This window comes from Kitasatospora sp. NPDC032121, from assembly GCF_055580145.1.
On the sequence record NZ_JBVILX010000009.1, the window covers coordinates 106,534 to 133,233 of the forward strand.

Below are 26,700 nucleotides of genomic sequence, written 5' to 3' on the forward strand. Positions count from 1 at the left end.
CGGAGTCCGGCAGATTCGTTGTGGAGAAAGGGAGTTGACCGCCAACTCTCCGGGGGTCAGGAGATGCCGAACTCCTTGCCGATGAAGTCGTACATCTCGTCGTCGGTCGCCGTGCCGAGCTCGTCGGCGAGGCTGGGCTCGTCCGTGGGAGCGGTGTCCGAGGAGTCCGCCCACAGCGCCGCCAGGGCCCGCAGTCGCGCGGTGACGGCCGTGCGGCCTTCGTCGTCCGCCGCCGCCGTACGCAACTTCTCCTCCAGGCCGTCGAGTTCGGCGAGCAACGCACCGAGACCGGGCGCCGCCGGCGCGGACTCGACCCGCAGGTGCTCGGCGAGCTCGACGGGCGTCGGGTAGTCGAAGATCAGCGTGGGAGGCAGCCGCAGTCCGCTGGCCGCGGCCAGGCGGTTGCGCAGCTCGACCGCGGTCAGCGAGTCGAACCCGAGTTCGCGCAGCTGCCGGTCGGGACGCACCGCCTGGGGCGAGGCGAGCCCGAGGACCGCCGCCACGTGCTCGCAGACCACGTCCAGCACCAGCCTGCGCTGGTCGGTCTCGGTCAGTCCGGTCAGCCGTGCGGACAGCGTGACCGCCCCGCCGGGCGCCGCGCTCGCCGCGGCCTGCCGGGCCGGGACCCGCACCAGCCCTCGCAGCAGCGCGGGCAGGGTGCCCGCGGCGGCCTGGGCCCGCAGGCCCGCGGGGTCCAGTCGGACCGGCACCACGGTCGTCCCGCCCTGAGCGGAGGCGGCGTCGAAGAGCGCCAGGCCCTCCTCCGTGGCGAGCGGCAGGACTCCGCTGCGGGCCATCCTGGCGCGGTCGGCCTCCGTCATCCGGCCGGTGATCCCGCTGCCTTCGGCCCACAGGCCCCAGGCCATCGACACCGCCGGCAACCCCGATGCCCGGCGCTGCTGCGCGAGGGCGTCCAGGAAGGCGTTGGCCGCCGCGTAGTTGCCCTGCCCCGCGGCGCCGAACACCCCGGCGGCCGAGGAGAACAGCACGAACGCCGACAGCTCCAGATCCCGCGTCAACTCGTCCAGCAGCAGCGCCGCGTCCACCTTCGGCCGGAACACCCGCTCCACCCGCTCCGGCGTCAGCGACCCGACCAGCGCGTCGTCCGTCACACCGGCCGCGTGCACGACCGCCGTCAGCGGATGCTCCACCGGAACGGCCGCCAGCAGCGCGGCCAGCGCGTCCCGGTCCGCCACGTCACAGGCCTCGACGGTGACCTCGGCGCCCCCGGCCGTCAGCTCCGCCACCAGCTCGGCCGTTCCCTCGGCGTTCCCGCCGGAACGGCTCGCCAGCAGCAGCCTGCGGACACCGCGCTCGGCCACCAGGTGCCGGGCCACCAGCCGGCCCAGGGCGCCCGAGGCGCCGGTGACCAGCACCGTGCCGTCCGCCGCGAAGGGGCCGGCGGCGGCACCGGCGTCCGCCGTCTCGATCCGCACGAGACGGGGCACCAGCAGCTGACCGTCGCGCACTGCGAACTGCTCCTCGTCGGCGGTGAGCAGCGCGGGCAGGGCCCGCACCGAGTCCGCGTCCCGGTCCAGGTCGACCAGGAGGAACCGGCCAGGGTGCTCCGCCTGCGCGGACCGCACCAGGCCGCGGACCGCGGCCTGGGCCGGGTCGACCTCCTTGTCGCCGTCAGCCGCGACCACCGAGCTGCCGGTCAGCACCACGAGCCGGGAGTCGGTGAGCCGCTCGTCGGACACCCACTGCTGCAGCAGTTCCAGCATCCGGAGGACGGTGCGGTGTGCGTGCGGGGCGGGGTGATCGCTGTCGACCTGGGTGCCCACCGTCGCCAGGACCACGCCGGGCACCCGGCCGCCGCTCTCCGACCGCGCCAGCACACCGGACAGGTCCGGGTGGAAGTCGGCGCGCACTCCGCTCTCCTCGACGGCGGCGCGCAGGCCGTCGTCGTCACCAATGACCGCCCACGACTCGCCCATCGGCCGCCGCTCGGCCGGCAGGACCGTCCAGTCGACGCGGTAGAGCGAGTCCGGCCGGCCACCGCGGGCAGCGGTCAGCTGCTCGGCGGAGACGGGGCGCAGGACGAGGGAGTCGACGGTGGCCACGGGGTGGCCGGTGGCGTCGGCGACCAGCAGCGAGACGGCGTCGGGGCCGGCCGGGGCCAGTCGCACGCGCAGCGCGCTCGCGCCGGTGGCCGTCACACTCACTCCGCTCCAGGAGAACGGGATCCGCCCCTGGCCGGTGTCGGGCAGCAGGCCGCCCAGCCCCACCGCGTGCAGCGCCGCGTCCAGCAGGGCCGGATGAACACCGAACCCGGCGACCTCCGTCCCCTCCGGCAGCGCGACCTCCGCGAACACCTCGTCGCCACTGCGCCAGACCGCGCGCAGCCCCTGGAACACCGGCCCGTACCCGAAGCCGAGCTCCGCCAGCCGCTCGTAGTACCCGGCGGTCGCCACGGCCTCGGCTCCCACCGGCGGCCACACCGACAGGTCGAACGCCTCGCTCCGCCCGGGTGCGACCGCTCCGGTCGCGTGGCAGATCCACGGCTCGTCGCCGTCGCCGGACTCCGGGCGGGAGTGCACGGTCACCGTGCGGCGTCCGGACTCGTCGGCGCCGCCGACGGTGATCTGCAGCTGGACCGCACCCTGCTCGGGCAGGACCAGCGGTGCCTGGATGGTCAGCTCCTCCAACAGGTCGCAGCCCACCTCGTCACCCGCTCGCAGCACCAGGTCCACCAGCGCCGTGCCGGGCAGCAGGACCACACCCATCACCGCGTGCTCCGCCAGCCAGGGCTGAGCCGCCGGCGACAGCCGACCGGTCAACAGCGCACCCTCGCCGCCGGCCAGCGGGACCACCGCGGCCAGCAGCGGGTGGTCGGCCGCCGTCAGGCCCGCCGCGGCGACGTCACCGACCGGCCGGCTCGACTCCAGCCAGTACCGCTGGTGCTGGAAGGCGTAGGTCGGCAGGTCGACCCGCCGGGCGCCGCGGCCGGCGAAGACCGCGTCCCAGTCGAGGGCGATGCCGTGGACGTACAGCTGGGCCAGGGCGGTGGTGAACGCGGACTCCTCGGCGCGGTCGGCACGCAGAGCGGGGACGGCGGCCACATCCGTGTCGGCCAGGGTCTCCTGGACCATCGGGGTCAGGCCGCCGGGGCCCACCTCCAGGAAGGACGTCACACCCTGCGCCGCCAGGGTCCGGACGGCGTCGGCGAACCGCACCGCGTGACGGACGTGGCGCACCCAGTAGTCCGGGTCGGCCAGGTCCTCGGCGGTGAGGAGCCGGCCGGTGAGGGTGGAGACGATCGGCAACGTCGGGGCGGAGAAGGTGACGCGCTCGGCGACCTCGCGGAAGGCCGCGAGCATCGGCTCCATCAGCGGCGAGTGGAACGCGTGCGAGACCGCGAGGCGCTTCGTGCGACGACCCTGGGCCGCCAGAGCCTCCACCACCTCGGCCACCGCGTCCTCACCGCCCGAAAGGACCACCGAGGACGGGCCGTTGACCGCCGCGATACCGACGCGCTCCTCGCGACCGGCGAGCAGCGGCGCCACCTCCTCCTCGGAGGCCTGCACCGCCACCATCGCACCACCCGACGGCAGCTCCTGCATCAACCGGCCACGGGCCACGACCAGTTCGGCCGCATCGGCCAGCGACAGAACACCCGCCACATGGGCGGCGGCGAACTCACCGATGGAGTGCCCGGCCAGGAAGTCCGCCCGCACCCCCCACGACTCGGTGAGCCGGAACAGCGCCACCTCCACCGCGAACAACGCCGGCTGGGTGAACTCCGTCCGGCTCAGCAGCTCGGCGTCCTCACCGAACACCACCTCACGCAACGACCGCCCGAGGTGAACGTCCACCGCCGCGCAGACCTCGTCGAACGCCTCGGCGAACACCGGGAAGGACGCGCACAGCTCACGCCCCATCCCCAGCCGCTGACTCCCCTGCCCCGAGAACAGGAACGCGAGCCCGGCGTCCGGGGAAGCGGAGCCCCGCGCCGACCCGACGGGCTGTCCGTCCTCGGCGATCGCGGCCACGGCCTGGAGCAGCTCCTCCCGGTCACGGCCCATCACGACCGCACGGTGCTCCATCGCCGCGCGCGAGGTGGCCAGCGAGTAGCCGAGGTCCACCGGGTCGAGTTCCGGGCGCTCGGTGACGTACGTGGCCAGGCGCCGCGCCTGCGCCCGCAGCGCGGGCTCGTCCTTGGCGAACAGCGTCCAGGGCACCACGGCCGCGGCGGACTCCGGCGCAGTCACCGACCGCTCGGCGGTGACCGCCGTCGGCGGCTGTTCCAGCACGACGTGCGCGTTGGTGCCGCTGACGCCGAACGAGGAGACGCCGGCCCGCCGCGGGCGGTCACCCACCTCCCACTCCACCGGCTCCGCCAGCAGCCGCACCGCACCCGCCGACCAGTCGACGTGCCGCGACGGCTCGTCCGCGTGGAGCGTGCGCGGCAGCACCCCGTGCCGCATCGCCATCACCATCTTGATCACGCCCGCCACACCGGCCGCGGCCTGGGTGTGACCGATGTTCGACTTGATCGACCCGAGCCACAGCGGCCGGTCCTCCGCATGCTCCTGGCCGTAGGTGGCCAGCAGCGCCTGAGCCTCGATCGGGTCACCGAGCGTCGTGCCGGTGCCGTGCGCCTCGACCACGTCCACGTCCGCCGCCGACAGCCCCGCACTGGCCAACGCCTGGCGGATCACCCGCTGCTGCGCGGGACCGTTCGGGGCCGTCAGACCGTTGGACGCACCGTCCTGGTTCACCGCGCTGCCGCGCACGACCGCGAGCACCTGGTGCCCGTTGCGCTCGGCGTCGGACAGCCGCTCGACCAGCAGCATGCCCGCCCCTTCGGACCAGCCCGTGCCGTCCGCCGTCGCGCCGAAGGCCTTGCAGCGGCCGTCCGCCGACAGCCCGCGCTGCCGGCTGAACTCGATGAAGGTGCTCGGTGTCGCCATCACGGTGACGCCACCGACCAGTGCCATCGTGCACTCACCCGAGCGCAGCGCCTGCGCCGCCAGGTGCAGGGCCACCAGCGAGGACGAGCACGCCGTGTCCACCGTCACCGCCGGACCCTCCAGGCCGAAGACGTAGGCCACCCGGCCGGAGGCCACGCTGCCGGAGGTCCCCATCCCGAGGTGGCCTTCGAGGCCGTCCGGCACCTCGGCGAGCTGCGACGCGTAATCGTGGTACATGACGCCGGCGAAGACGCCGGTCCGCGAGCCCTTCACCGAGCCCGGGTCGATCCCGGCCCGCTCGAACGCCTCCCAGGAGGTCTCCAGCAGCAGCCGCTGCTGCGGGTCCATCGCCAGCGCCTCACGCGGCGAGATCCCGAAGAACGACGGGTCGAACTCCCCCGCCCCGTAGAGGAATCCGCCCTCCCGCGCGTAGCTCGTACCGGCGTGCTCCGGGTCCGGGTGGTACAGCCCGTCCAGGTCCCAGCCACGGTCGGTCGGGAACCCGCCGATCGCGTCGCCGCCCTCGGCCACCAGGCGCCACAGCTCCTCCGGCGAGCTCACCCCACCGGGGTAGCGGCAGCTCATCCCGATGATGGCGATCGGCTCGTCCGCGGCCGCCGACCGGGCCGGGGCGGGAAGCTCGATCTCCGCCGCCGAACCGACCAGCTCGGCGACCAGGTGGCGCGCCAGCGCCTCCGGCGTCGGGTGGTCGAACACCAGCGTCGCCGGCAGCCGGACCCCGCAGGCCGCGTTCAGGGCGTTGCGCAGCTCCACCGCGGTCAGCGAGTCGAAGCCCAGGTCCCTGAACTGACGGTCCGCCGCGACGGTGGTCACCGAGTCGTGGCCCAGTACGGTGGCCGCCTGCTCGCGCACCAGGGCCTGCACGATGTCGAGCTGCTCGTCCTCGGGCCGGCCCGCCAGGCGCCGCGCCAGCGGCGAACCGGTCGCCGTCGTGGCGGCACCGTCCAGCGTGCGCCGCACCGGGGTTCGCACCAGGCCACCGAACAGGGCCGGCAGGGCCCCGGAACGGGCCTGTGCGGCCAGCGCGGCCGTCTCCAGCCTGGTCGGTACCACGGCCGGTTCGGCGGAGTGGAGGGCGGCGTCGAAGAGCGCCAGGCCGTCCGCGGTCTCGATCGCGGCCAGCCCGGAACGGGAGATCCGGCGCCGGTCCGTCTCGCTCAACTCGCCGCTCAGCGTGCTGTCCTGCGCCCACAGGCCCCAGGCCATCGACACCGCAGGAAGCCCCGCTGCCCGGCGCCGCCGCGCCAGCGCGTCCAGGAAGGCGTTCGCCGCCGCGTAGTTGCCCTGCCCCGCACTGCCGAACACCCCGGCAGCGGACGAGAACAGCACGAACGCCGACAGCTCCAGGCCCCGCGTCAACTCGTCCAGCAGCAGCGCCGCGTCCACCTTCGGTCGGAACACCCGCTCGACCTGCTCCGGCGTCAGGGCGGAGACGATGCCGTCCTCCACCACTCCCGCCGCGTGCACCACGGCCGTCAGCGGGCGCTCGGCGGGGATCGCCGCGAGCAGCGCGGCGAGCGCGTCGCGGTCCGCCACGTCGCAGGCGGCGGTGACGGGCTCGGCACCCAGGGCGACGAGCTCGGCCTCGAACTCGCCCGCACCATCGGCCGCGAGCCCTCGGCGACCGACCAGCAGCAGGTGCCGCACACCGTGCTCGGCGACCAGGTGGCGCGCCACCAGCCGGCCGAGCGTACCGGTCGCACCGGTGACCAGGACCGTGCCGTCCGCCGCGAAGGGGACGGCAACGGCCGAGGACGGGTCCTGAGCCGCCCGCGCGAGACGCGGCACCGACAGCTCACCGCCCCGTACGGCCACCTGCGGCTCGTCCAGCGTCACCGCCCCGGACAGCGCCTCCCGGAGATCCCGCTCCCCGAGCCCCGGTTCCACATCCACCAGCACGAACCGACCCGGGTGCTCCGACTGGGCAGAGCGCACCAGGCCCCACACCGCGGCCTGGCCCGCATCGAGACCACTCGCGTCATCCGCACCCACCGCGACCGCACCACGGGTCACCACGACCAACCGCGAGTCACCGAAACGCTCCCCGCCCAGCCACTCACCGAGCAGCCCCAGCACGCCGCACACCGCCACGCGCACACCCTCGGCACCCGGACCCGACGGCGGGCACTCCACCGCCACCACCCCGGGCACCACGGCACCGGCCGGCAGAGCCGCCAGATCCTCGCGAACCTCCACCTCGACGGGCTCACCAGCCACGGCCGACCCCGGCACCCACTCCACCCGGTAGAGCGAACCGGCGTCCGCCGTGCGGGCCGCCGAGAGCTGCTCGCCCGTCACCGACCGCAGGGCCAGCGCGTCCACGGAGGCCACCGAGCGGCCTTCGCCGTCCGCGATCGCCAGCGACACGGTGTCCGCACCGGCCCCGGGAACCGTCGACGGGGCCAGCCGGACCCGCAACGCGGTCGCACCGGTGGTCGCCACGCTCACCCCGCTCCACGAGAACGGGATCCGCCCCTCGTGGCCGTCGGCGAGGAAGCCGCCCACGCCCATCGCGTGCAGGGCGGAGTCGAGCAGGGCCGGGTGCAGGGCGAAGCCGGCCACCGGGACGTCCTCGGGCAGAGCAACCTCGGCGAGGAGGTCCGACCCGTGCCGCCACACGGAACGCAGGCCCCGGAACACCGGGCCGTAGCCGAAGCCGGCCTCTTCGAGCCGCTCGTAGCAGCCGTCGACGTCCACAGCCGTCGCGCCGACGGGCGGCCAGACGGCCGCATCGACCGTGTCCGGCCGAGCAGGGCCGTCGGACTGTGCGAGGACGCCGGTGGCGTGGCACGTCCACGGGGCGTCCGTCGCCGAGCCGTCCTCGGGGCGCGAGTGGATCTCCAGCGCGCGCCGCCCGGTCGGGTCGGCGGCTCCGACGGTCACCCGGATCTGCACCGCGTTCCGCGCGGGAAGCACCAGCGGCGCGGGGAGGGTCAGTTCCTCCACCCGGTCGCAGCCGGTCTCATCACCGGCCCGTACCGCCATGTCGAGGAAGGCCGTGCCGGGCACCAGCACCACGCCGGACACCGCGTGGTCCGCCAGCCAGGCGTGGGTGGGGAGCGACAGCCGGCCGGTCAGCAGGACGCCGCCGTCGGGCAGGCTCGCCGCCGCGCCCAGCAGGGCGTGCTCCGCGGCGACCAGGCCGACGGAGGTCACGTCCCCGGTGGTCGCGGGCGCTTCCAGCCAGTAGTGCCGGCGCTGGAAGGCGTAGGTCGGCAGGTCGACGCGTCGGGCGCCGCGCCCGGCGAAGACCGCGTCCCAGTCGAGGGCCAGTCCGCGCGCGTACAGCTGGGCCAGGCCCGTGGTGAGAGCCACGTCCTCCGGCCGGTCGGCGCGCAGCACCGGAACGGCCGTCACCTCGGTGTCGGCCAGGGTCTCCTGGACCATCGGGGTCAGGCCGCCGGGGCCGACCTCCAGGAAGGACGTCACGCCCTGCGCCGCGAGCGTCCGGACGGCGTCGGCGAAGCGCACGGCGTGACGGACGTGGCGCACCCAGTACTCGGGGTCGGCCAGTTCCTCCGCCGAGACCGGCTGTCCGGTGAGGGTGGAGACGATCGGCAACGTCGGGGCGGAGAAGGTCACCCGCTCGGCGACCTTGCGGAAGGCCGAGAGCATCGGCTCCATCAGCGGCGAGTGGAACGCGTGGGAGACCGCGAGGCGCTTCGTCCTGCATGCGGCGAGCGCCTCCACCACCTCCGCCACCGCGTCCTCGGCACCCGAAAGGACCACCGAGGACGGGCCGTTGACCGCCGCGATCCCCACGCGCTCCTCGCGGCCGGCGAGCAGCGGCGCCACCTCGCCCTCGGAGGCCTGCACCGCCACCATCGCACCACCCGAGGGCAGCTCCTGCATCAACCGACCACGGGCGACGACCAGTTCGGCCGCATCGGCCAGCGAGAGAACACCCGCCACATGCGCGGCGGCGAACTCACCGATCGAGTGCCCGGCCAGGAAGTCCGCCCGCACACCCCACGACTCGGTCAGCCGGAACAGCGCCACCTCCACCGCGAACAACGCCGGCTGAGTGAACTCCGTCCGGTTCAGCAGCTCCGCGTCATCCCCGAACACCACCTCACGCAACGACCGCCCGAGGTGAACGTCCACCGCCGCGCAGACCGCGTCGAACGCCTCGGCGAACACCGGGAAGGCGGCGCACAGCTCACGCCCCATCCCCAGCCGCTGGCTCCCCTGCCCCGAGAAGAGCAGCGCCAGCCGTCCGGCCGAGGAACCCGCCTCGCCCGTCACGAGGCCGGCGGCCGTCCGCCGGTCCTCCGCCACGGCCGACAGGCCCTGGAGCAGTTCCTCGCGGTCCCGGCCGACGACCACCGCGCGGTGCGCCAGCGCGGCACGCGAGGTCGCCAGCGACAGGCCGACCTCGGCGAGTCCGAGCTCCGGACGCTCCGCGAGGTGCGCGAGCAGGCGCTCCGCCTGGCCGCGCAGCGCGACCGGTTCCTTCGCCGACAGCGGCCAGGCGACAGCCGCACCGGACGTCGGCGCGTCCAGCGGCCGCTCGTCGGCGACCGCCGTCGGCGGCTGTTCCAGCACGACGTGCGCGTTGGTACCGCTGACGCCGAACGAGGAGACACCGGCCCGACGGGGGCGGTCACCCGCCTCCCACTCCACCGGCTCCGCGAGCAGTTCCACCGCGCCCGCCGACCAGTCGACGTGCGGCGTGGGCTCGTCCACGTGGAGGGTCTTCGGCAGCACCCCGTGCCGCATCGCCATCACCATCTTGATCACACCCGCCACGCCGGCCGCGGCCTGGGTGTGCCCGATGTTGGACTTCAACGAGCCCAGCCACAGCGGACGGTCCTCGGGCCGGTCCTGCCCGTACGTCGCCAGCAGCGCCTGGGCCTCGATCGGGTCACCCAGCGTCGTCCCCGTACCGTGTGCCTCGACCACGTCCACGTCCGCGGCCGACAGACCCGCGCTCTCCAGGGCCTGGCGGATCACCCGCTGCTGGGCGGGGCCGTTGGGCGCGGTGAGGCCGTTGGACGCGCCGTCCTGGTTGATCGCGGTGCCGCGCACCACCGCCAGCACCCGGTGCCCGTTGCGCTCGGCGTCCGAGAGCCGCTCGACCAGCAGCATGCCCGCCCCTTCGGACCAGCCCGTGCCGTCCGCCCCGGCCCCGAAGGCCTTGCAGCGGCCGTCCACCGCGAGCCCGCGCTGTCGGCTGAACTCCACGAAGATGCCGGGCGTCGCCATCACGGTGACGCCGCCGACCAGGGCCATGCTGCACTCGCCCGAGCGCAGCGCCTGCGCCGCGAGGTGCAGGGCGACCAGCGAGGAGGAGCACGCGGTGTCCACCGTGACCGCCGGGCCCTCCAGGCCGAAGGTGTAGGCCACCCGGCCGGACGCGATGCTCCCCGCGCTGCCGTTGACCAGGTATCCCTCAAGGCCTTCGGGTGCGACGGGCAGACGCGAGCCGTAGTCGTGGTACATGACGCCGGCGAAGACGCCGGTCCTCGAGCCCTTCACCGAGGTCGGGTCGATCCCGGCCCGCTCGAAGGCCTCCCAGGCGGTTTCGAGGAGCAGCCGCTGCTGCGGGTCCGTCGCCAGCGCCTCGCGCGGCGAGATCCCGAAGAACGACGGGTCGAACTCCCCTGCCCCGTAGAGGAATCCGCCCTCACGGGTGTAGCTCGTGCCGGCGTGCTCCGGGTCCGGGTGGTACAGCCCGTCCAGGTCCCAGCCACGGTCGGTCGGGAATCCGGCCACCGCGTCGCGGCCCTCGGCCACCAGGCGCCACAGGTCCTCCGGCGAGCTCACCCCACCGGGGTAGCGGCAGCTCATCCCGACGATGGCGATCGGCTCGTCCCCGGCCCACTGGTCGGGGCCGGAGGGTTCCCTCCCGGCCACCGGCACCGGCGCCGCCTCGGCGACGGTGCCGACCAGCTCGGCGACCAGGTGGCGCGCCAGCGCGTCCGGCGTCGGGTGGTCGAACACCAGCGTCGCGGGCAGCCGGACCCCGCAGGCCGTGTTCAGGGCGTTGCGCAGTTCCACCGCGGTCAGCGAGTCGAAGCCCAGGTCCTTGAACGCCCGTTCGGGATCGACCTGTTCCGGGGAGGCGTGGCCGAGGGCGGCCGCGATCTCGCGCCGGACCAGGTCCAGCAGGAGGCGGTGCCGTTCGGCCTCGGCCAGCGGCGCCAGGCGGCCGGCCAGGGTGGCGGAGTCGTCCGTGGTGGGGCCGTCGACGGCCTGGGCGCGGCGGGTGCCGGCCTTGACCAGGCCCCGCAGCAGGGCCGGGACCTCTTCGTCCGCGGCCCGGCCGCGCAGTCCGGCGACGTCCAGCCGCACCGGGAAGAGCACGCCGCCGTCGCTCGCGCACGCGGCGTCGAACAGGGCGAGTGCGTCGGCGGAGTCCATCGCGGCCAGGCCCATCCGCCGGATCCGGGCCAGGTCGGCGGTGGCCAGCTTGCCGGTCATGCCGCTGCCCTCGGCCCACAGGCCCCAGGCCATCGACACCGCCGGAAGCCCCGCTGCCCGGCGCCGCTGCGCGAGGGCGTCCAGGAAGGCGTTCGCCGCCGCGTAGTTGCCCTGTCCGGCGCCGCCGAGGGTGGCGGAGACGGAGGAGAACAGCACGAACGCGGACAGGTCCAGGTGCCGGGTCAGCTCGTGGAGGTTGAGGGCCGCCGCCACCTTGGGGCGCAGCACCCCGTCCACCCGCTCGGGTGTCAGGGCGGAGACGATGCCGTCGTCCGTGACACCGGCCGCGTGCACCACGGCCGTCAGCGGGCGCTCGGCGGGGATCGCCGCGAGCAGCGCGGCGAGCGCGTCGCGGTCCGCCACGTCGCAGGCGGCGGTGACGGGTTCGGCGCCCAGGGCGGCGAGTTCGGCCTCGAACTCGCCCGCCCCGTCGGCCGCGAGTCCTCGGCGGCCCACCAGCAGCAGGTGGCGCACGCCGTGCTCGGTGACCAGGTGGCGCGCCACCAGCCGGCCGAGCGTGCCGGTCGCACCGGTGACCAGCACCGTGCCGTCCGCCGGGAAGGCCTGGCCGGTGTCCGGTCCGGCTTCGACGGCCTTCGCCAGGCGGGGCAGCAGGAGGCGGCCGTCCCGTACCGTCAGCTGCGGCTCACCGCCGGCCAGGGCCGCGGGCAGTACGGCGGCCGGGTCGGTGTCGCGGTCCAGGTCGACCAGGACGAAGCGGTCCGGGTGCTCCGACTGCGCGGAGCGCACCAGGCCCCAGACGGCGGCCTCGGCCGGGTCGAGCGCCTCGTGCGCGCCGTCGGGCGCGGTGGCGTTGCGGGTCACCAGGACCAGGCGCGAGGCGGTGAACCGGTCGTCGGCCAGCCAGTCCTGGAGGAGCCGCAGGGCCCGGTGGCTCGCGGCGCGGACGGTGTCGGCCCATCCGGTCCAGCCGTCGGGGTCGTGGGTTCCGGTCGTGGGCGCGGTGGCCGCGACCGCGACGTAGGCGGGTGCCGGCGTACCGTCCCCGACGGCGTCCGCGAGTGCGGACAGCTGCGAGTCGGCCGTGGCGGCGTCGAGGGTCAGCACCGCCGGCGCGGGCAGTTCCCCGCCCTGCGGCGCGCCCACCCAGTCGAGCCGGAAGAGGGAGTCCTGGCGGGACCTGGCCGCGACCCGCAGCCGGTCGGCCGCGACCGGGCGCAGCACCAGGCTGCCGACGGTCGCGATCGGCAGGCCGGAGCCGTCGGCGACGAGCAGCGACACCGTGTCGGGCCCGGCCGGGCTCAGCTTGACGCGCAGGACGGCGGCGCCGCCGGCCCGCAGGTTCACCTCGCTCCAGGAGAAGGGCAGCAGGCCCTGGCCGGTCGCGGAGCCGGAGAGCAGGCCGAGCCAGGAGGCGTGCAGTGCGGAGTCGAGCAGGGCGGGGTGCAGGGCGTAGTCGGCTGCCTGCGGGGCGGCGGCCGCGGGCAGGGCGGCTTCGGCGAACAGGTCCTCGCCCTGGCGCCAGGCCGCGCGCAGGCCGCGGAAGACCGGGCCGTAGCCGAAGCCCAGGTCGTCCAGCCGGTCGTAGATGTCGCCGGTGTCCACCGGGGTGGCGCCGGGGGGCGGCCAGGCGGCGAGGTCGGACGGCTCGGTGGGGGCGGGGACGCTCGCGAGGGTCCCGTCGGCGTGGCGGGTCCACCCCTGCTCGTCGAGCGCGTCCTCCGGCCGGGAGTGCAGGGCGAGCGTGCGCCGCCCGTCGCGGTCCTCGGGGCCCACGGTGAGCCGCAGTTGGACGCCGCCGTGGTCGGGCAGCACCAGCGGGGCCTCCAGGACGAACTCCTCGACCCGGTCGTGGCCCACCTGCCGGCCGGCCTGGACGGCCAGTTCGACGAAGGCCGTGCCGGGCACGATCACGATGCCGGAGACCGCGTGGTCGGCCAGCCAGGGGTGGGTGGCGAGCGACAGCCGGCCGGTCAGCACCGTGGCGCCGTCCGGCAGGCCCACGACGGCTCCCAGCATGGGGTGTTCGGCGCCGGCGAGGCCGATCGCGGCCGCGTCGGTGGCCGCCGGCGTCTGCAGCCAGTAGTGCCGGCGCTGGAAGGCGTAGGTGGGCAGGTCGACGCGTCGGGCGCCGGTGCCGGTGAAGACGGCGTCCCAGTCGAGCTCGACGCCGTGCGCGTACAGCTGGGCCAGGGCCGTGGTGAAGGCCTCGGCCTCGGTGTGGTCCTTGCGCAGGGCCGGTGCCAGGACGGCGGATCCGTCCGCGAGGGTCTCCTGGGCCATCGCGGTCAGCACCGCGGCGGGGCCGACCTCCAGGAAGGCCGTGACGCCCTCGCCGGCCAGGGCCTGGACGGCGTCGGCGAAGCGGACGGCGTGGCGGACGTGACGGACCCAGTGGTCGGGTTCGGTCACCTCCTCGGCGGTGAGGAGCTCGCCGGTGAGGGTGGAGACGATCGAGACGGTCGGCGCGGAGAAGGTGACGCGCTCGGCGACCTCGCGGAAGGCCGCGAGCATCGGCTCCATCAGCGGCGAGTGGAACGCGTGGGAGACCGCGAGGCGCTTCGTCCGACGGCCCTGGGCCGCCAGCGCCTCCACGACCTGCGCCACCTCGTCCTCGGCGCCCGAAATGACCACCGAGGACGGGCCGTTGACCGCCGCGATCCCCACGGACTCCTCGCGGCCGGCCAGCAGCGGCAGCACCTCGTCCTCGGAGGCCTGCACCGCCACCATCACCCCGCCCGAAGGCAGTTCCTGCATCAACCGGCCGCGGGCCGCCACCAGTTCGGCGGCGTCCGCCAGCGAGAACACCCCGGCCACGTGGGCGGCGGCGAACTCGCCGATCGAGTGCCCGGCGAGGAAGTCCGCCCGCATACCCCAGGACTCCACCAGCCGGAAGAGGGCCACCTCGATCGCGAACAGCGCCGGCTGGGTGAACTCCGTCCGGTTCAGCAGCTCGGCGTCCTCGCCGAACACCACCTCGCTCAGCGGCCGCGCCAAGTGGACGTCCAGGTGAGCGCAGACCGCGTCGAACGCCTCGGCGAACACCGGGAAGGACGCGTACAGCTCGCGCCCCATCCCCAGCCGCTGACTCCCCTGCCCCGAGAACAGCAGGGCCAGCAGCCGGGAGCCGTCCGGCCCGACCGCGCCGCGCGTCAGCTGCGGCGCCGACTCCTCCCGCGCCAGCGCGGTCAGTCCGGCCAGCAGTTCCTCGCGGGCGCGGCCCACGACCACCGCACGCCGCTCCAGCGCGGTCCGGCTGGTGGTCAGGGAGTACGCCAGGTCGGTGAGGTCCAGGTCCGGGTGCTCGTCGAGGTGAGCGGCGAGCCGCCGGGCCTGGGCCGGCAGGGCCTGGGCGTCCTTGCCCGACACCACCCACGGGAGCAGCGGCAGTTCCACCGCGTCGGCCGTGTCCTCGGGACCGTCCTCGGCCGCGTCCTCCGCGCCCTCGGCCGCCGCCGGGGCCGATTCCAGGATGACGTGGGCGTTGGTGCCGCTGACGCCGAAGGCCGAGACGCCGGCCCGGCGCGGGCGGTCGCCCTCACCCGGGGGCCACTCCACCGGTTCGGTCAGCAGTTCCACCGCGCCCGCCGACCAGTCGACGTGCGGGGTGGGCTCGTCCACGTGCAGGGTCTTCGGCAGCAGGCCGTGCTCCATGGCCAGCACCATCTTGATCACGCCGGCCACCCCGGCCGCGGCCTGGGTGTGGCCGATGTTCGACTTCAACGAGCCGAGCCAGAGCGGGGTTTCACGGTCCTGCCCGTACGTCGCCAGCAGCGCCTGGGCCTCGATCGGGTCGCCGAGCGTCGTCCCGGTGCCGTGCGCCTCGACCACGTCCACGTCCGCGGCCGACAGGTCCGCGCTCTCCAGGGCCTGCCGGATCACCCGCTGCTGGGACGGTCCGTTCGGCGCGGTGAGGCCGTTGGAGGCGCCGTCCTGGTTGATCGCGCTGCCGCGCACCACCGCCAGCACCGGGTGGCCGTTGCGCTGGGCGTCGGAGAGCCGCTCCAGCAGCAGCATGCCGACGCCCTCGCCCCAGCCGGTGCCGTCCGCGGCGCCGGCGAAGGCCTTGCAGCGGCCGTCGGGGGCCAGACCCCGCTGGCGGCTGAACTCGACGAAGATGCCGGGTTCGGCCATCACGGTCGCACCGCCGGCCAGCGCCATCGCGCACTCGCCCTGCCGCAGCGCCTGGACCGCCAGGTGCAGGGCCACCAGTGAGGACGAGCACGCGGTGTCCACCGTCACCGCCGGCCCCTCCAGGCCGAAGACGTAGGCCAGGCGGCCGGAGATGACGCTGGCGGCGCGCCCGGTGAGCAGGTAGCCCTCGACGCCCTCGGGGGCCCGGCCCACGGCCGCGCCGGAGGCGTACTCCTGGCCGTTGGACCCGACGAAGACGGCGGACGGGGTCCCCTTGAGCGTGGCCGGGTCGATGCCGGCCCGCTCGAAGGCCTCCCAGGACGTCTCCAGGAGGAGCCGCTGCTGCGGGTCCATGGCCAGCGCCTCGCGCGGCGAGATCCCGAAGAAGCCGGCGTCGAACTCGGCGGCGCCGTGCAGGAAGCCGCCCTCGCGGGAGTAGGTGGTGCCGTGGTGTTCCGGGTCGGGGTGGTAGATGGTGTCGAGGTCCCAGCCGCGGTCCTCGGGGAAGCCGGTCAGCGCGTCGGTGCCGTCGACCAGCAGCTGCCACAGCTGCTCGGGCGAGTGGACCCCGCCGGGGAAGCGGCAGCTCATCGAGACGATGGCGACGGGCTCCTCCGCGCCCTGGCGGCCGTGGACCGCCGGGCTCGGCGCGGCGCCCGCCTGCTCCCGCTGCCCGCCGGCCTCGGCGTGCAGGTAGCCGGCCAGGGCGGCGGGGGTGGGGTGGTCGAAGACGACGGTGGTGGGCAGCCGCATGCCGGTCGCCGCTGCCAGGCGGTTGCGCAGTTCGACGGCGGCCAGCGAGTCGAAGCCGACCTCGCGGAAGGCGCGCCCCGGCTGGACGGCGGACGCGCCGGCGTGGCCGAGCACCGTGGCGGCCTGGGCCCGCACCAGTTCCAGGACCGTACGGGCCGCTTCGGCCTCGGACAGTCCCGCCAGTCGCTGGGCGAGCGCCGGCCGGCCGGCGCCGCCCGTCTCCCCGGCGGCGCCGGCCGTGGCCGTCTTGCCGTCCAGGAGCTTGCGGGCCTCGGGCAGGTCGTCCAGCAGGGGGTAGCGGCCGGTGAGGGCGAAGGCGGCCACGAACCGGTCCCAGGCGATGTCGGCCAGGGTGACGGCGGTGTCGTCGTGCGCCATGGCCCGGCTCAGCGCCTCGACGCCGAGGTCGGCGCGCATCGGGACGATGCCGCGGCGGCTGAGGTGCTGCTCGGCCGCGCTGCCCATCATGCCGCCGGTGCCCCAGGAGCCCCAGGCGACGGCGGTGGCGGGCAGGCCCCGGGCGCGGCGCTGGTGGGCGAGCGCGTCCAGGAACGCGTTGGCCGCGGCGTAGCCGCCCTGGCCGGCGTTGCCGACGACGCCGGAGATCGAGGAGAACAGGACGAAGAAGTCCAGCTCGCGGTCGGCGGTGAGCTCGTGCAGGTTGAGCGCGGCGTCCACCTTGGGGCGCAGGACCCGCTCCAGGCGCTCGACCGTCATGGCGTCGAGGACGCCGTCGTCGAGGACGCCCGCGGCGTGCACGACGCCGGTGAGGGGCGGCTCCTCGGACAGCGAGTCGAGCAGCTCGCGCAGCTGGTCCCGGTCAGCCACGTCGCAGGCGGCGATCGTGGTGCGGGTGCCGATGGCCTCCAGTTCGGCGCGCAGTTCGGCGGCGCCGGGGGCGGCCTCGCCGGTGCGGCTCGTCAGCACCAGGTGTTCGACGCCGTCGTGAGCCAGTCGGCGCGCCACGTGGGCGCCGAGCGTGCCGGTTCCACCGGTGAGCAGGACGGTGCCGCGCGGGCGCCGGTCCGCGTGGGCGGGGTTGGCGCTCGCGGTGGCCCGGACCAGCCGCCGGCCGAGCGCGGCGCCGCCGCGGATCGCCAGCTCGTCCTCGCCGCGCGAGCCGGCCAGGGCGCCGGTCAGCAGGGCGAGCGCCCGCTCGTCCGGCTGCTCGGGCAGGTCGACCAGGCCGCCCCAGCGGTGCGGGTACTCGGCGCCCACGACGCGTCCCAGGCCCCACAGTTGGGCCTGCAGCGGGCTGCGGATCGGGTCGTCCGGGCCGGTGGAGACCGCACCCGAGGTGAGGCACCAGAGCGGGGCGCCGAGGTCCGCGTCGCCGAGGGCCTGGACGAGGGCGACGGTCGCGGCGAGGCCGGCCGCCACCCGGTGGCCGGGCAGTGCCTCCTCGTCGTCCGCCAGCAGGCTGAGCACGCCGGTGAAGCCGCCGGCGTCCAGCTCGCCCAGCCGGGCCGCCAGTCGCCCGCGGTCCTCGGTGGGCTCGACGGTCAGCAGCTCGGTGCGTGCGCCGTGTTCGGCCAGCGCGCGGCGGACGGCACCGAGCCGGCCCTGCTCGGTGGCGGAGGCGGGGGCGACGACCAGCCAGTTCCCGGTCACCGTCGCCGGGGTGCGCGGCAGGGGCTGCCAGGCGATCCGGTAGCGCCAGCCGTCGACGGTGGCGGTCTCGTCCGCCTGCCGGCGCCAGGCGGCCAGGCCGCCGAGCAGCTCGGCGAGCGTGGCGTCGGCGTCCAGGGCCAGGGTGTCGGCGAGGGCCTGGAGGTCCTCGTTCTCGACGGCCTCCCAGAAGCGCGTCTCGGCCGCGTCGCGGACCGCCGGGGCGCTGCCGGCCGCCGGCTCGGGGTCGAGCCACAGGCGGCGGCGCTGGAAGGGGTAGGTGGGCAGTGCGGGGGTGCCGGCGGTGCGGCCCAGGAAGACCGTCGGCCAGTCGACGTCCACGCCGCGGACGTGGGCCTCGCCCAGGGCGCGCAGGAAGCGGGCGGGGTCGCCCTGTCCCCGGTTGAGCGAGCCGATCACCTCGGCGGGCACCCCGGCGGCCTCCGCGCTCTCCTGGACGCCGATGGCGAGCACCGGGTGCGGGCTGACCTCGACGAAGACCTGGTGGCCGTCGGCCAGCAGCCGCTGGGTGGCCGGCTCGAACCGTACGGTCCGGCGCAGGTTGCGGTACCAGTAGGCGGCGTCGAACACCGCGCCCTCGGCCACCTCGCCGGTGACCGTGGAGTAGAACGGCACCTGCGCGGCCCGCGGCGTGATCCCGGCCAGTGCCCGGGCGAGTTCGTCCTCGATGGCCTCCACGTGGGCGCAGTGCGAGGCGTAGTCCACCGGCACCCGCCGGGCCCGTACGCCGTCGCGCTCGCAGGCCGCCATCAGTTCGTCCAGCGCGTCCGCGTCCCCGGAGACCACGGTCGAGCGGGGGCCGTTCAGGGCCGCGACGCCGGTCCTGCCCTCCCACGCGGCCAGCCGCTCGGTGACCTCCGCCGGCGACTGCGGCAGGGCCACCATGCCGCCGAGCCCGGCGAGCCGGCCCAGCAGGCGGCTGCGCAGTGCGACGACGCGGGCCGCGTCGTCGAGGCTGAGGGCGCCCGCGACGCAGGCCGCGGCGATCTCGCCCTGGGAGTGGCCGACGACGGCCGAGGGGCGGACGCCGTAGAAGGTCCACAGCTCCGCCAGCGAGACCATGACGGCCCACAGGGCGGGCTGCACGACGGCGGCGGCCTCCATCGAGGGCGCGCCCGGTGCGCCGCGCAGCACGTCCTCCAGCGACCAGTCCACGTACGGGGCGAGCGCGGCGCCGCAGGCGCGCATCCGCTCCCGGAAGACCGCGGAGCCGTCCAGGAGTTCGACCGCCATGCCGGCCCACTGCGAGCCCTGACCGGGGAAGACGAAGACCACGCGCGGCGCCTCGGCGGCCAGGCCCGTGGCGGTGTTCGGGGCGGCGCCGTCGCCGGCCAGCGCCCGCAGCCCGTCGGTCAGTTCGGCTCGGTCCGTGCCGACCACCACCGCCCGGTGTTCGAAGGCGGTGCGGGTGAGGGCCAGGGCGTGGCCGAGGTCGGCGGGGTGCAGGCCGGGGTGGGCCTCGGCGTGCGCGAGCAGGGCGCGGGCCTGGTCCGCGAGCGCCTCGGGAGTGCGGGCGGAGAGCAGCCACGGCACGGGGTGGGCCGCGTCGCGCGGCTCGGTCCCGGCTGCCGGGTCGGTCCCGACTGCCGGCTCGGTCCCGGCTGCGGGGTCGGTGGGCTCGGGGTCCGCGGCCTCGGGGCGGGTGGGCGCGGCCGGGTCGGCGGCCGGAGCCTGTTCGAGGACGGCATGGGCGTTGGTGCCGCTGATGCCGAACGAGGAGACACCGGCCCGGCGCGGACGGTCGCCCTCGCCCGGGGCCCACTCCACCTGCTCGGTCAGCAGCCGCACCGCGCCCGCCGACCAGTCCACCCGGGTCGACGGCTCGTCCGCGTGCAGGGTCTTCGGCAGGGTCCGGTGCTGGAGCGCGAGGACCATCTTGATGACGCTGGCGATGCCCGCCGCGGCCTGGGTGTGGCCGATGTTCGACTTCAACGAGCCCAGCCACAGCGGGGTTTCACGGTCCTGCCCGTAGGTGGCCAGCAGCGCCTGGGCCTCGATCGGGTCGCCGAGCCTGGTGCCGGTGCCGTGGGCGTCCACCACGTCGACGTCGGCCGCGGTGAGCCCCGCGACGGCCAGCGCCTGGCGGATGACGCGCTGCTGCGCGGTGCCGCTGGGGGCGGTCAGGCCGTTGGACGCGCCGTCCTGGTTGATGGCGGTGCCGCGCACCACGGCCAGCACGGGGTGGCCGTTGCGCCGCGCGTCGGACAGCCGCTCCAGCAGGACCATGCCGGTGCCCTCGGCGAGACCGAAGCCGTCCGCCTGGTCCGAGAAGGCCTTGCAGCGGCCGTCGGGCGCGAGTGCGCGCTGGCGGCTGAACTCCAGGAACATGCCCACCGTGGGGATGACGGCGGCACCGCCGGCGAGTGCCAGCGAGCACTCGCCCGAGCGCAGCGACTGCACGGCCAGGTGCAGGGCCACCAGGGAGGAGGAGCAGGCCGTGTCCACCGTCACCGCCGGCCCCTCCAGGCCGAAGGAGTACGAGAGGCGACCGGAGGCGACGCTGGCGGTGCTGCCGGTCAGCAGGTAGCCGCCGAGTTCCTCGTCGGCCTGGTGCAGGCGCGGGCCGTAGTCCTGGGTCATGACGCCGACGAAGGTGCCGGTCCGGCTGCCGCGCAGGCTCCGCGGGACGATGCCGGCCCGCTCGAACGCCTCCCAGGCGGTCTCCAGCAGCAGGCGCTGCTGCGGGTCCATGGCCAGCGCCTCGCGCGGCGAGATGCCGAAGAACTCGGGGTCGAAGTCGGCGGCGTCGTGGAGGAAGCCGCCCTCGCGCTGGTAGTAGCGCCCGGGCAGGCCCGGCTCGGCGTCGTAGAGCGCGTCGACCTCCCAGCCGCGGTCGCGCGGGAGGGCCGAGACGGCGTCCTCGCCGGCGCTCAGCAGCCGCCACAGTTCCTCGGGCGTGTCGATCCCGCCGGGCAGGCGGCAGCTCATCGAGACGATCGCGATCGGCTCGTCCCACGCGGCGAGCGTCTCGTCCTCGGCGGCCCGCTCGCCCCCGTCGAGCGCCTCGGCCAGGATGCGGCGCCCCAGGGAGGCGGGCGTGGGGTGTTCGAAGACCACGGTGTGCGGGAGGGTGAGTCCGGTGGCCTCGCACAGCCGGTTGCGCAGTTCGACGGCGCCGACCGATTCGAGGCCCAGGTCGCGGAAGGTCCGCTCGACACCGATCCCGCCGGTGCCGCTGCCGTCGAGCAGCGCGGCGGTCGCGGCGAGGACCAGTTCGCCGACGACCCGCTCGTGTTCGCTCGCGGGCAGGGCGAGCAGCCGCTCGCGCAGGCCCGGCTGCCCGGCCGACCTGACGTCGCCCGGGCGGCGGAAGGCGTAGGTGGGCAGCGGGACGTGGCGCCGGGTCGGGGCGCCGAAGGCCGGCGCCCAGTCGACGGCGGCGCCCCTGACCTCGGCCTCGGCGAGCGCGGTGTGCAGGCGGCGCGCCCCGCCCTGGTCGCGGCGCAGCGTGCCGAGCGCGACGGCCGGGCTGCCTTCCCGCGCGGCGGTCTCCTGCATCGCCGCGGTCAGCGAGGGGTGGGGGCTGAGCTCGATCAGCAGGTCGTGGCCGTCGGCCAGCAGCGCACCGGTGGTCCGGTCGAACCGGACGGGCCGGCGCAGCACCTCGAACCAGTGCTCGGCGTCGGCCTCCCGGCCGTCGATGCGGGCGCCGGTGAGCGAGGAGTACAGGGGGGTGTGGGCGGTGCGCGGGCGCAGGCCGGCCAGCCCGTCCAGCAGTTGTTCGCGGATGTCGTCGATGTGGGAGCAGTGCGCTGCCAGTTCGATGGCCACCCGCCGGGCGCGCACGTCCTCGGCGTTCAGCTCGGCGAGCAGTCCGAGGGCGGCGTCGGTGTCGCCGGAGACCACCACGGAGGTGGGGCCGTTGTGGGCGGCGAGCACCAGGCCGCCGTCCCGGCGTTCGAGCCGGGCGGCCACCTGCGCCGCGGGCAGGGGCACCGCGACCATCGCGCCGCGGCCCGTGAGCGTCGCCTCGGCCCGGCTCCAGGTGGCGACCACCAGGGCCGCTTCGGGCAGGGTGAGCACGCCCGCGAGGTGGGCCGCGGCGACCTCGCCGATGCTGTGGCCGGCCACGGCTCCCGGGCGCACTCCGTACGCGCGCAGGGTCTCGGCGAGTGCGACCTGGAGGACGAAGAGCGCGGGCTGGACGACGTCCACCCGTTCCAGCGGCGGCGCACCGGGGGCTTGGCGCAGCACGTCCAGCACGTCGTGGTCCAGGTGGGGGGCGAGGGCGTCCCGGCAGGCCTCGGCGGCCTCGCGGAACTCGGCGCTGGTGTCGAGGAGTTCGGCGCCCATGCCGGCCCACTGGGTGCCGTGGCCGGACAGGACGAAGGCGGGCCCGGCCGGGCCGGCCGTGCCCTGGACGAGATTGGCGGCGAGGTCGCCGCGGGCCGCGGCCGCCAGCCCGGCGAGCAGTTCCTCGCGGGTGTCGCCGAGGACGACGGCGCGCCGGGCGAACCGGTAGCGGGTGGTGGCCAGTGCGTGGCCCACCTCGGCCGGCCGCAGTTCGGGGTGGGCGGTCAGGTGCCGGTGGAGGCGTTGTGCCTGGGCCCGCAGGGCGTCGGAGTCCGCCGCGGAGACGATCCAGGGCAGCGCGACCGGCGCGGCCCCGGTCGTGCCGGCCGCGCTCGGGTCGGCCTCTGAAGCACCGGCTTCGGACGCCTCGGGGAGGGCGGCCTCGGGGAGGTCGGCCTCGGCGACGGTTGTGATCGTGGCGCCGGTGGAGGCCGCCGTGGCGGTGTCCTCCCCACGGAGCACGGCGTGGATCCGGTCGCCGTCGGCGAGTGCCCGGCCCAGCGGCTTGAGCAGGACGGCGCCGTGGCCGTCCGGCTCCGCCGGCGCGGCCTGCCCGGGGAGCAGCGGGCCCGGGCCCGCGACGAGCGCGAGGCCGCGCTCGCCGCGCCACAGGCTCGCGCAGGCGGCGTGCAGGGCCGCCTGCGCGGACCGCGTGACGGCGACCCGGGAGCCGCCGTCGGCCAGCCGCAGCGCGGTGCCCACCAGGTCGGCGAGGGCGGGATCGGTGCCCGGCGCCGGGGGCTCGCCGGCCTCCTCCGTCGCCGGGAGGGCGAGGAAGACCCCGGTCTCCGAGGCCGCCGGCGTCGCGGGTACGACGCCGGCGTCCTCCAGGGCTTCCCAGAGCGGTTCCAGCAGCACGGCCAGGCCCGGGCCCGCCATCGCGGGTGCGGCGGACGGGAGCCCGAAGAACTCCGCGTCGATCTCGCTCGTCGGCCGCGGCGGACGACGGGCCGCACCGATGACCGCGATCGCCTCCCCGGTCATCATGTCGAACGCGGGTGGAACAGAATCGAACTCGCTCATTACCATGCTCCATCGACCTGATGAATGACAGCCAGAACCGTGCTTTTCCGCGCGGGCAGCGCCGCGCCCGGACGGAATCCGCCCAGGGGCCGAACGCCCGTTCAAGAAACGGTGACGTCCTGCTGAATAACGCGCTCGATATTGCGCTCGGCCAGCGCCGTGATGGTCACGAACGGATTGACCCCGATCGATCCCGGAATGAGCGAGCCGTCGGTGACGTAGAGGTTCTGGTAACCGGCGACCCGGCCGTAGGTGTCGGTCGCCTTTCCGAGCACGCAACCACCGAGCGGGTGGTAGCAGAAGTCATCGGCGAAGTTCTTCAGCGAGCTGCCGAAGAGGTCGTAGCGGTACATCGTGGCGTTGGCCGCGTTGATCCGGTCGAACAGCGACTTGGCGGCGGCCACGGCGGGCGCGTTCTGGTCGCGGGTCCACTGGAGCTTGGCCCGGTCGCCGGCGGCGTCGTAGACGAAGGTGCCGCGCTGGGGGTTCTTGGTGATCGCCAGGTACAGGCTGACCCAGGTCTCCAGGCCGGCCGGCATCGGCGCGATCTCCGCGAACACCGGGGCGGAGGCGTTGTCCCAGTCGTCGATGCCCAGCGCGGGGATCGACGACTGCTTGGAGCCGGTGGGGTTCCACACGTGGTTGGCGCGCGCGGTCATGATGTTGCCGTTGGGGCCCCAGCCCCTGCCGATCTCGCCGTTGAGCTTGGGCAGCGTACCGGTGTCGCGGGCACGCACCAGCAGTTCGGTGGAGCCGAGGCTGCCGGCGCCCAGGAACAGGTAGCGGCAGGAGATGCGCTTGGTCTCCACGACCGTCCCGCCGGTGTCGATCCGGTCCACGGTCAGCAGGTAGCTGCCGTCGGCCTGCTGGCTGATCGTCTTCACCTGGTGCAGGGTCTGGATCACGACCTTGCCGGTGCCCAGCGCCGCGGCCAGGTAGGTCTTGTCCAGGCTCTGCTTGCCGTGGTTGTTGCCGTAGATGACCTCGCCGCCCAGCGCGGACTTCGTCGCGGTGCCGGCCGCCTCCTGCCGCATGTAGCCGAAGTCGTAGACGTTGGGCACGAACACCGTGCCCAGGCCCGCCTTGGCCGCCGCGTCCCGCGAGACCCTGGCGAACTGGTACCACTCGGTCTGCTCGAACCAGTCCTTCGGGATGTTGTTCACCTTGAGCATGGTGTTGGCCCGCGGGAAGTACCGGCCGTACATCTCACCGGAGTCGACCTGCGGGAGGACCTCCTCGAAGTACGAGCGCCTCGGCTGCACGGCCATGCCGCCGTTGACCAGCGAGCCGCCGCCGACGCCGCGCCCCACGTAGACGGACATCTGGTCGTAGTTGACCCGGTCCAGCACGCCGGCGTACGAGTCGATGTCGCGGTTGACCACGTCGAGCCAGAGGAACGAGCCGAGCGGGGCCTCGGTGCGGGTCTTGAACCAGCTGGAGCGCTTGTCGGGGCTGAGCATCCCGCTGAAGACCTTGCCGTCCGGGCCGGGCTGGTTCCACAGCTGGCCCATCTCCAGCATCAGCGTCGGGACGCCGGCCTCGCCCAGGCGCAGCGCGGAGACCGACGCGCCGTAGCCGGTGCCGATCACCACGGCCGGCACGAACGTGGTGTCGGGGCCGGCGGCGGCCGCGTGGGCGCTCCGGGCGGTCGCGATCGTGGTCGTACCGGCGAGGGCGGCGGCGCTCAGCGCGGCCATGCCAAGGAGGCGGCGACGGGACAGGCTCTGGTTCTCGGGCACGCTCTCTGTACCTGACCTTCCGACCCGACCGGGTCGTCGTGAGGGTGATGGGATTTCCGTACGGGGGTTCGGCCGCTCTCGCGCACCGCGACGCCCGGCCCGCGCACGAGCGAGCCGCTGCGGAGGGGTTCGGTGGGCCGGTCCGCGCCGGCCGGGCTACCAGGCCACCGGGAGCCGGTGGACGCCGTAGACCTGCATGTCGTGGCGCAGTCCGACCTCCTCGGCCGGCACGGCCAGGCGCAGCTCGGGAAAGCGCCGCAGCAGTGCGGTCAGGCCGCAGCGCAGCACGATCCGGGCCAGCTGCCGGCCCAGGCACCGGTGGATGCCGTGACCGAAGGCCAGGTGGTCGGCCGTCGGCCGGGTGACGTCCAGGTTCTCGGGGTCGGCGTACTGCCGCGGGTCGCGGTTGGCGGCGGCCAGCGAGACCATGACCACCTCGCCCGCCCTGATCAGCCGGCCCTCGATCTCGACGTCCTCCAGCGCGGCGCGCGTCGGGCCGTGGTGCACGATGCTCAGGTAGCGCAGCAGCTCCTCCACCGCGCCGTCCGTCAGCGACGGGTCGGCGCGCAGCGCGGCCAGCTGCCCGGGGTGGTCGAGCAGGGCGAAGACGCCCAGGCCGATCTGGTTCGCGGTGGTCTCGTGCCCGGCGACCAGCAGCAGGAAGGCGATCGAGGTGAGCTCCTCGTCGGTGAGGTTGCCCTCCCCGGTGACCAGGCCGCTCAGCAGGTCGTCCCCGGGCTCGGCCCGCTTCGCCAGGACCAGGCCGTGCAGGTAGGAGCCGAGGCCGGCGAAGGCCGTCATGACGTCCGCGGCGGACGCGCCGAAGCTGCTCCAGACCTCGGTGTCCCGCCGGAACTCCGCGCGGTCCGCGTGGGGCACGCCGAGCAGTTCGGTGATCACCATGGCGGGGACCGGCAGCGCGAAGTGCTCGACGAGGTCGGCCGGGGAGCCGATCCGTTCCATCGCGTCGAGCCGCTCCTCGACGATCCGCTCGACCGACTCGGTGAGCAGGCGCATCCGGTGGGCGGTGAACTCGCCCTGGAGCAGCGTGCGGTAGCGCCGGTGCTCGGGGGCGACGGGCCGCAGGGACGTCCCGGGCGCCGCCGCCGGCTCCTCCAGCACCGCGGAACGGGGAACCGGCGGGTGACGCAGTTCGCCCCGGGCACTGAATCGGGGGTCGGACAGCACCGCCCGCGCGGCGGAATAGCCGGTCACCAGCCAGCCGAAGTGGCCGTCCCCGAGAGCCGTCCGGGATATCGGTGCCGATTTCCGCAGTTCCCGGATCTCGGCCGGCGGATTGAAGAATCCCTCGCGGACCGTGGTGAAATTCGCGAGCTGTACCGCGGTCATGATTCGCCTTCCAGGAGTTCCCGCAAAATCCTGCACGGGCTACAGGGGCCGCCTCCCCCGAAGCGCAATGCGCCGTGTCGGTCGCGAAAATGACACTACGAAGCCAAAACGAACACTGTCAACGAAACCCAATACCCGCGGCACTAACCCTGTGGGGGCGGGGCAGGGGTTCGGTCGGCCCGGGTCCGGCCGGAACTTCGGTTCGGTTCGGTTCGGTCGGCCCACCGCTGCGCGCGGGCGGGCTTCGGTACGGTCGGCCCGCCGCGTACGCACGGTCGGCCCCGGTTCGGTCGGCCCGCCGGTGCACACGGGCCTGCTTCGGTACGGCCGGCGCCGGACCGTGCTCGACGCGTTCCGGTTCGGTCGAGCGCGGTCCGGGGGGGGGGGGGGGGGGGCGGGGGGGGGGGGGGGTGGGTGAGGGGGGTCGGCTTCGTCTGTGAAAAAGAGGATCCGACCAAAAG

3 protein-coding genes are annotated in these 26,700 nt (G+C 75.1%); all 3 read right to left on the reverse strand.

Annotation, left to right across the window (positions count from 1 at the left end; all coding sequences use genetic code 11):
- Positions 1-56: 56 nt before the first annotated feature.
- The 3 genes from ACZ5OX_RS22915 to ACZ5OX_RS22925 all read right to left on the reverse strand — a co-directional run bounded on the left by ACZ5OX_RS22915 (position 57) and on the right by ACZ5OX_RS22925 (position 26,239).
- Positions 57-23,150 carry a type I polyketide synthase gene (locus ACZ5OX_RS22915; protein ID WP_465632475.1) on the reverse strand — a complete coding sequence of 7,698 codons (23,094 nt, stop codon included), beginning with the start codon at positions 23,148-23,150 and terminating at the stop codon, positions 57-59.
- Positions 23,151-23,251: 101 nt separating this feature from the next.
- Entirely contained in the window at positions 23,252-24,847 is a 1,596-nt protein-coding gene (locus tag ACZ5OX_RS22920) for a GMC oxidoreductase (RefSeq protein WP_465632729.1), read from the reverse strand.
- Between the two features lie 198 nt (positions 24,848-25,045).
- The gene (locus tag ACZ5OX_RS22925; protein WP_465632477.1) at positions 25,046-26,239 is read right to left on the reverse strand and encodes a cytochrome P450; all 1,194 of its coding nucleotides are present in this window, start codon (positions 26,237-26,239) and stop codon (positions 25,046-25,048) included.
- Positions 26,240-26,700: the final 461 nt, after the last annotated feature.

Bases quoted from the DNA above. Each gene is read 5' to 3' on its own strand.
- ACZ5OX_RS22920 (WP_465632729.1), bottom strand. From the start codon at position 24,847: ATGGCCGCGCTGAGCGCCGCCGCCCTCGCCGGTACGACCACGATCGCG.
- ACZ5OX_RS22915 (WP_465632475.1), bottom strand. From the start codon at position 23,150: ATGAGCGAGTTCGATTCTGTTCCACCCGCGTTCGACATGATGACCGGG.
- ACZ5OX_RS22925 (WP_465632477.1), bottom strand. From the start codon at position 26,239: ATGACCGCGGTACAGCTCGCGAATTTCACCACGGTCCGCGAGGGATTC.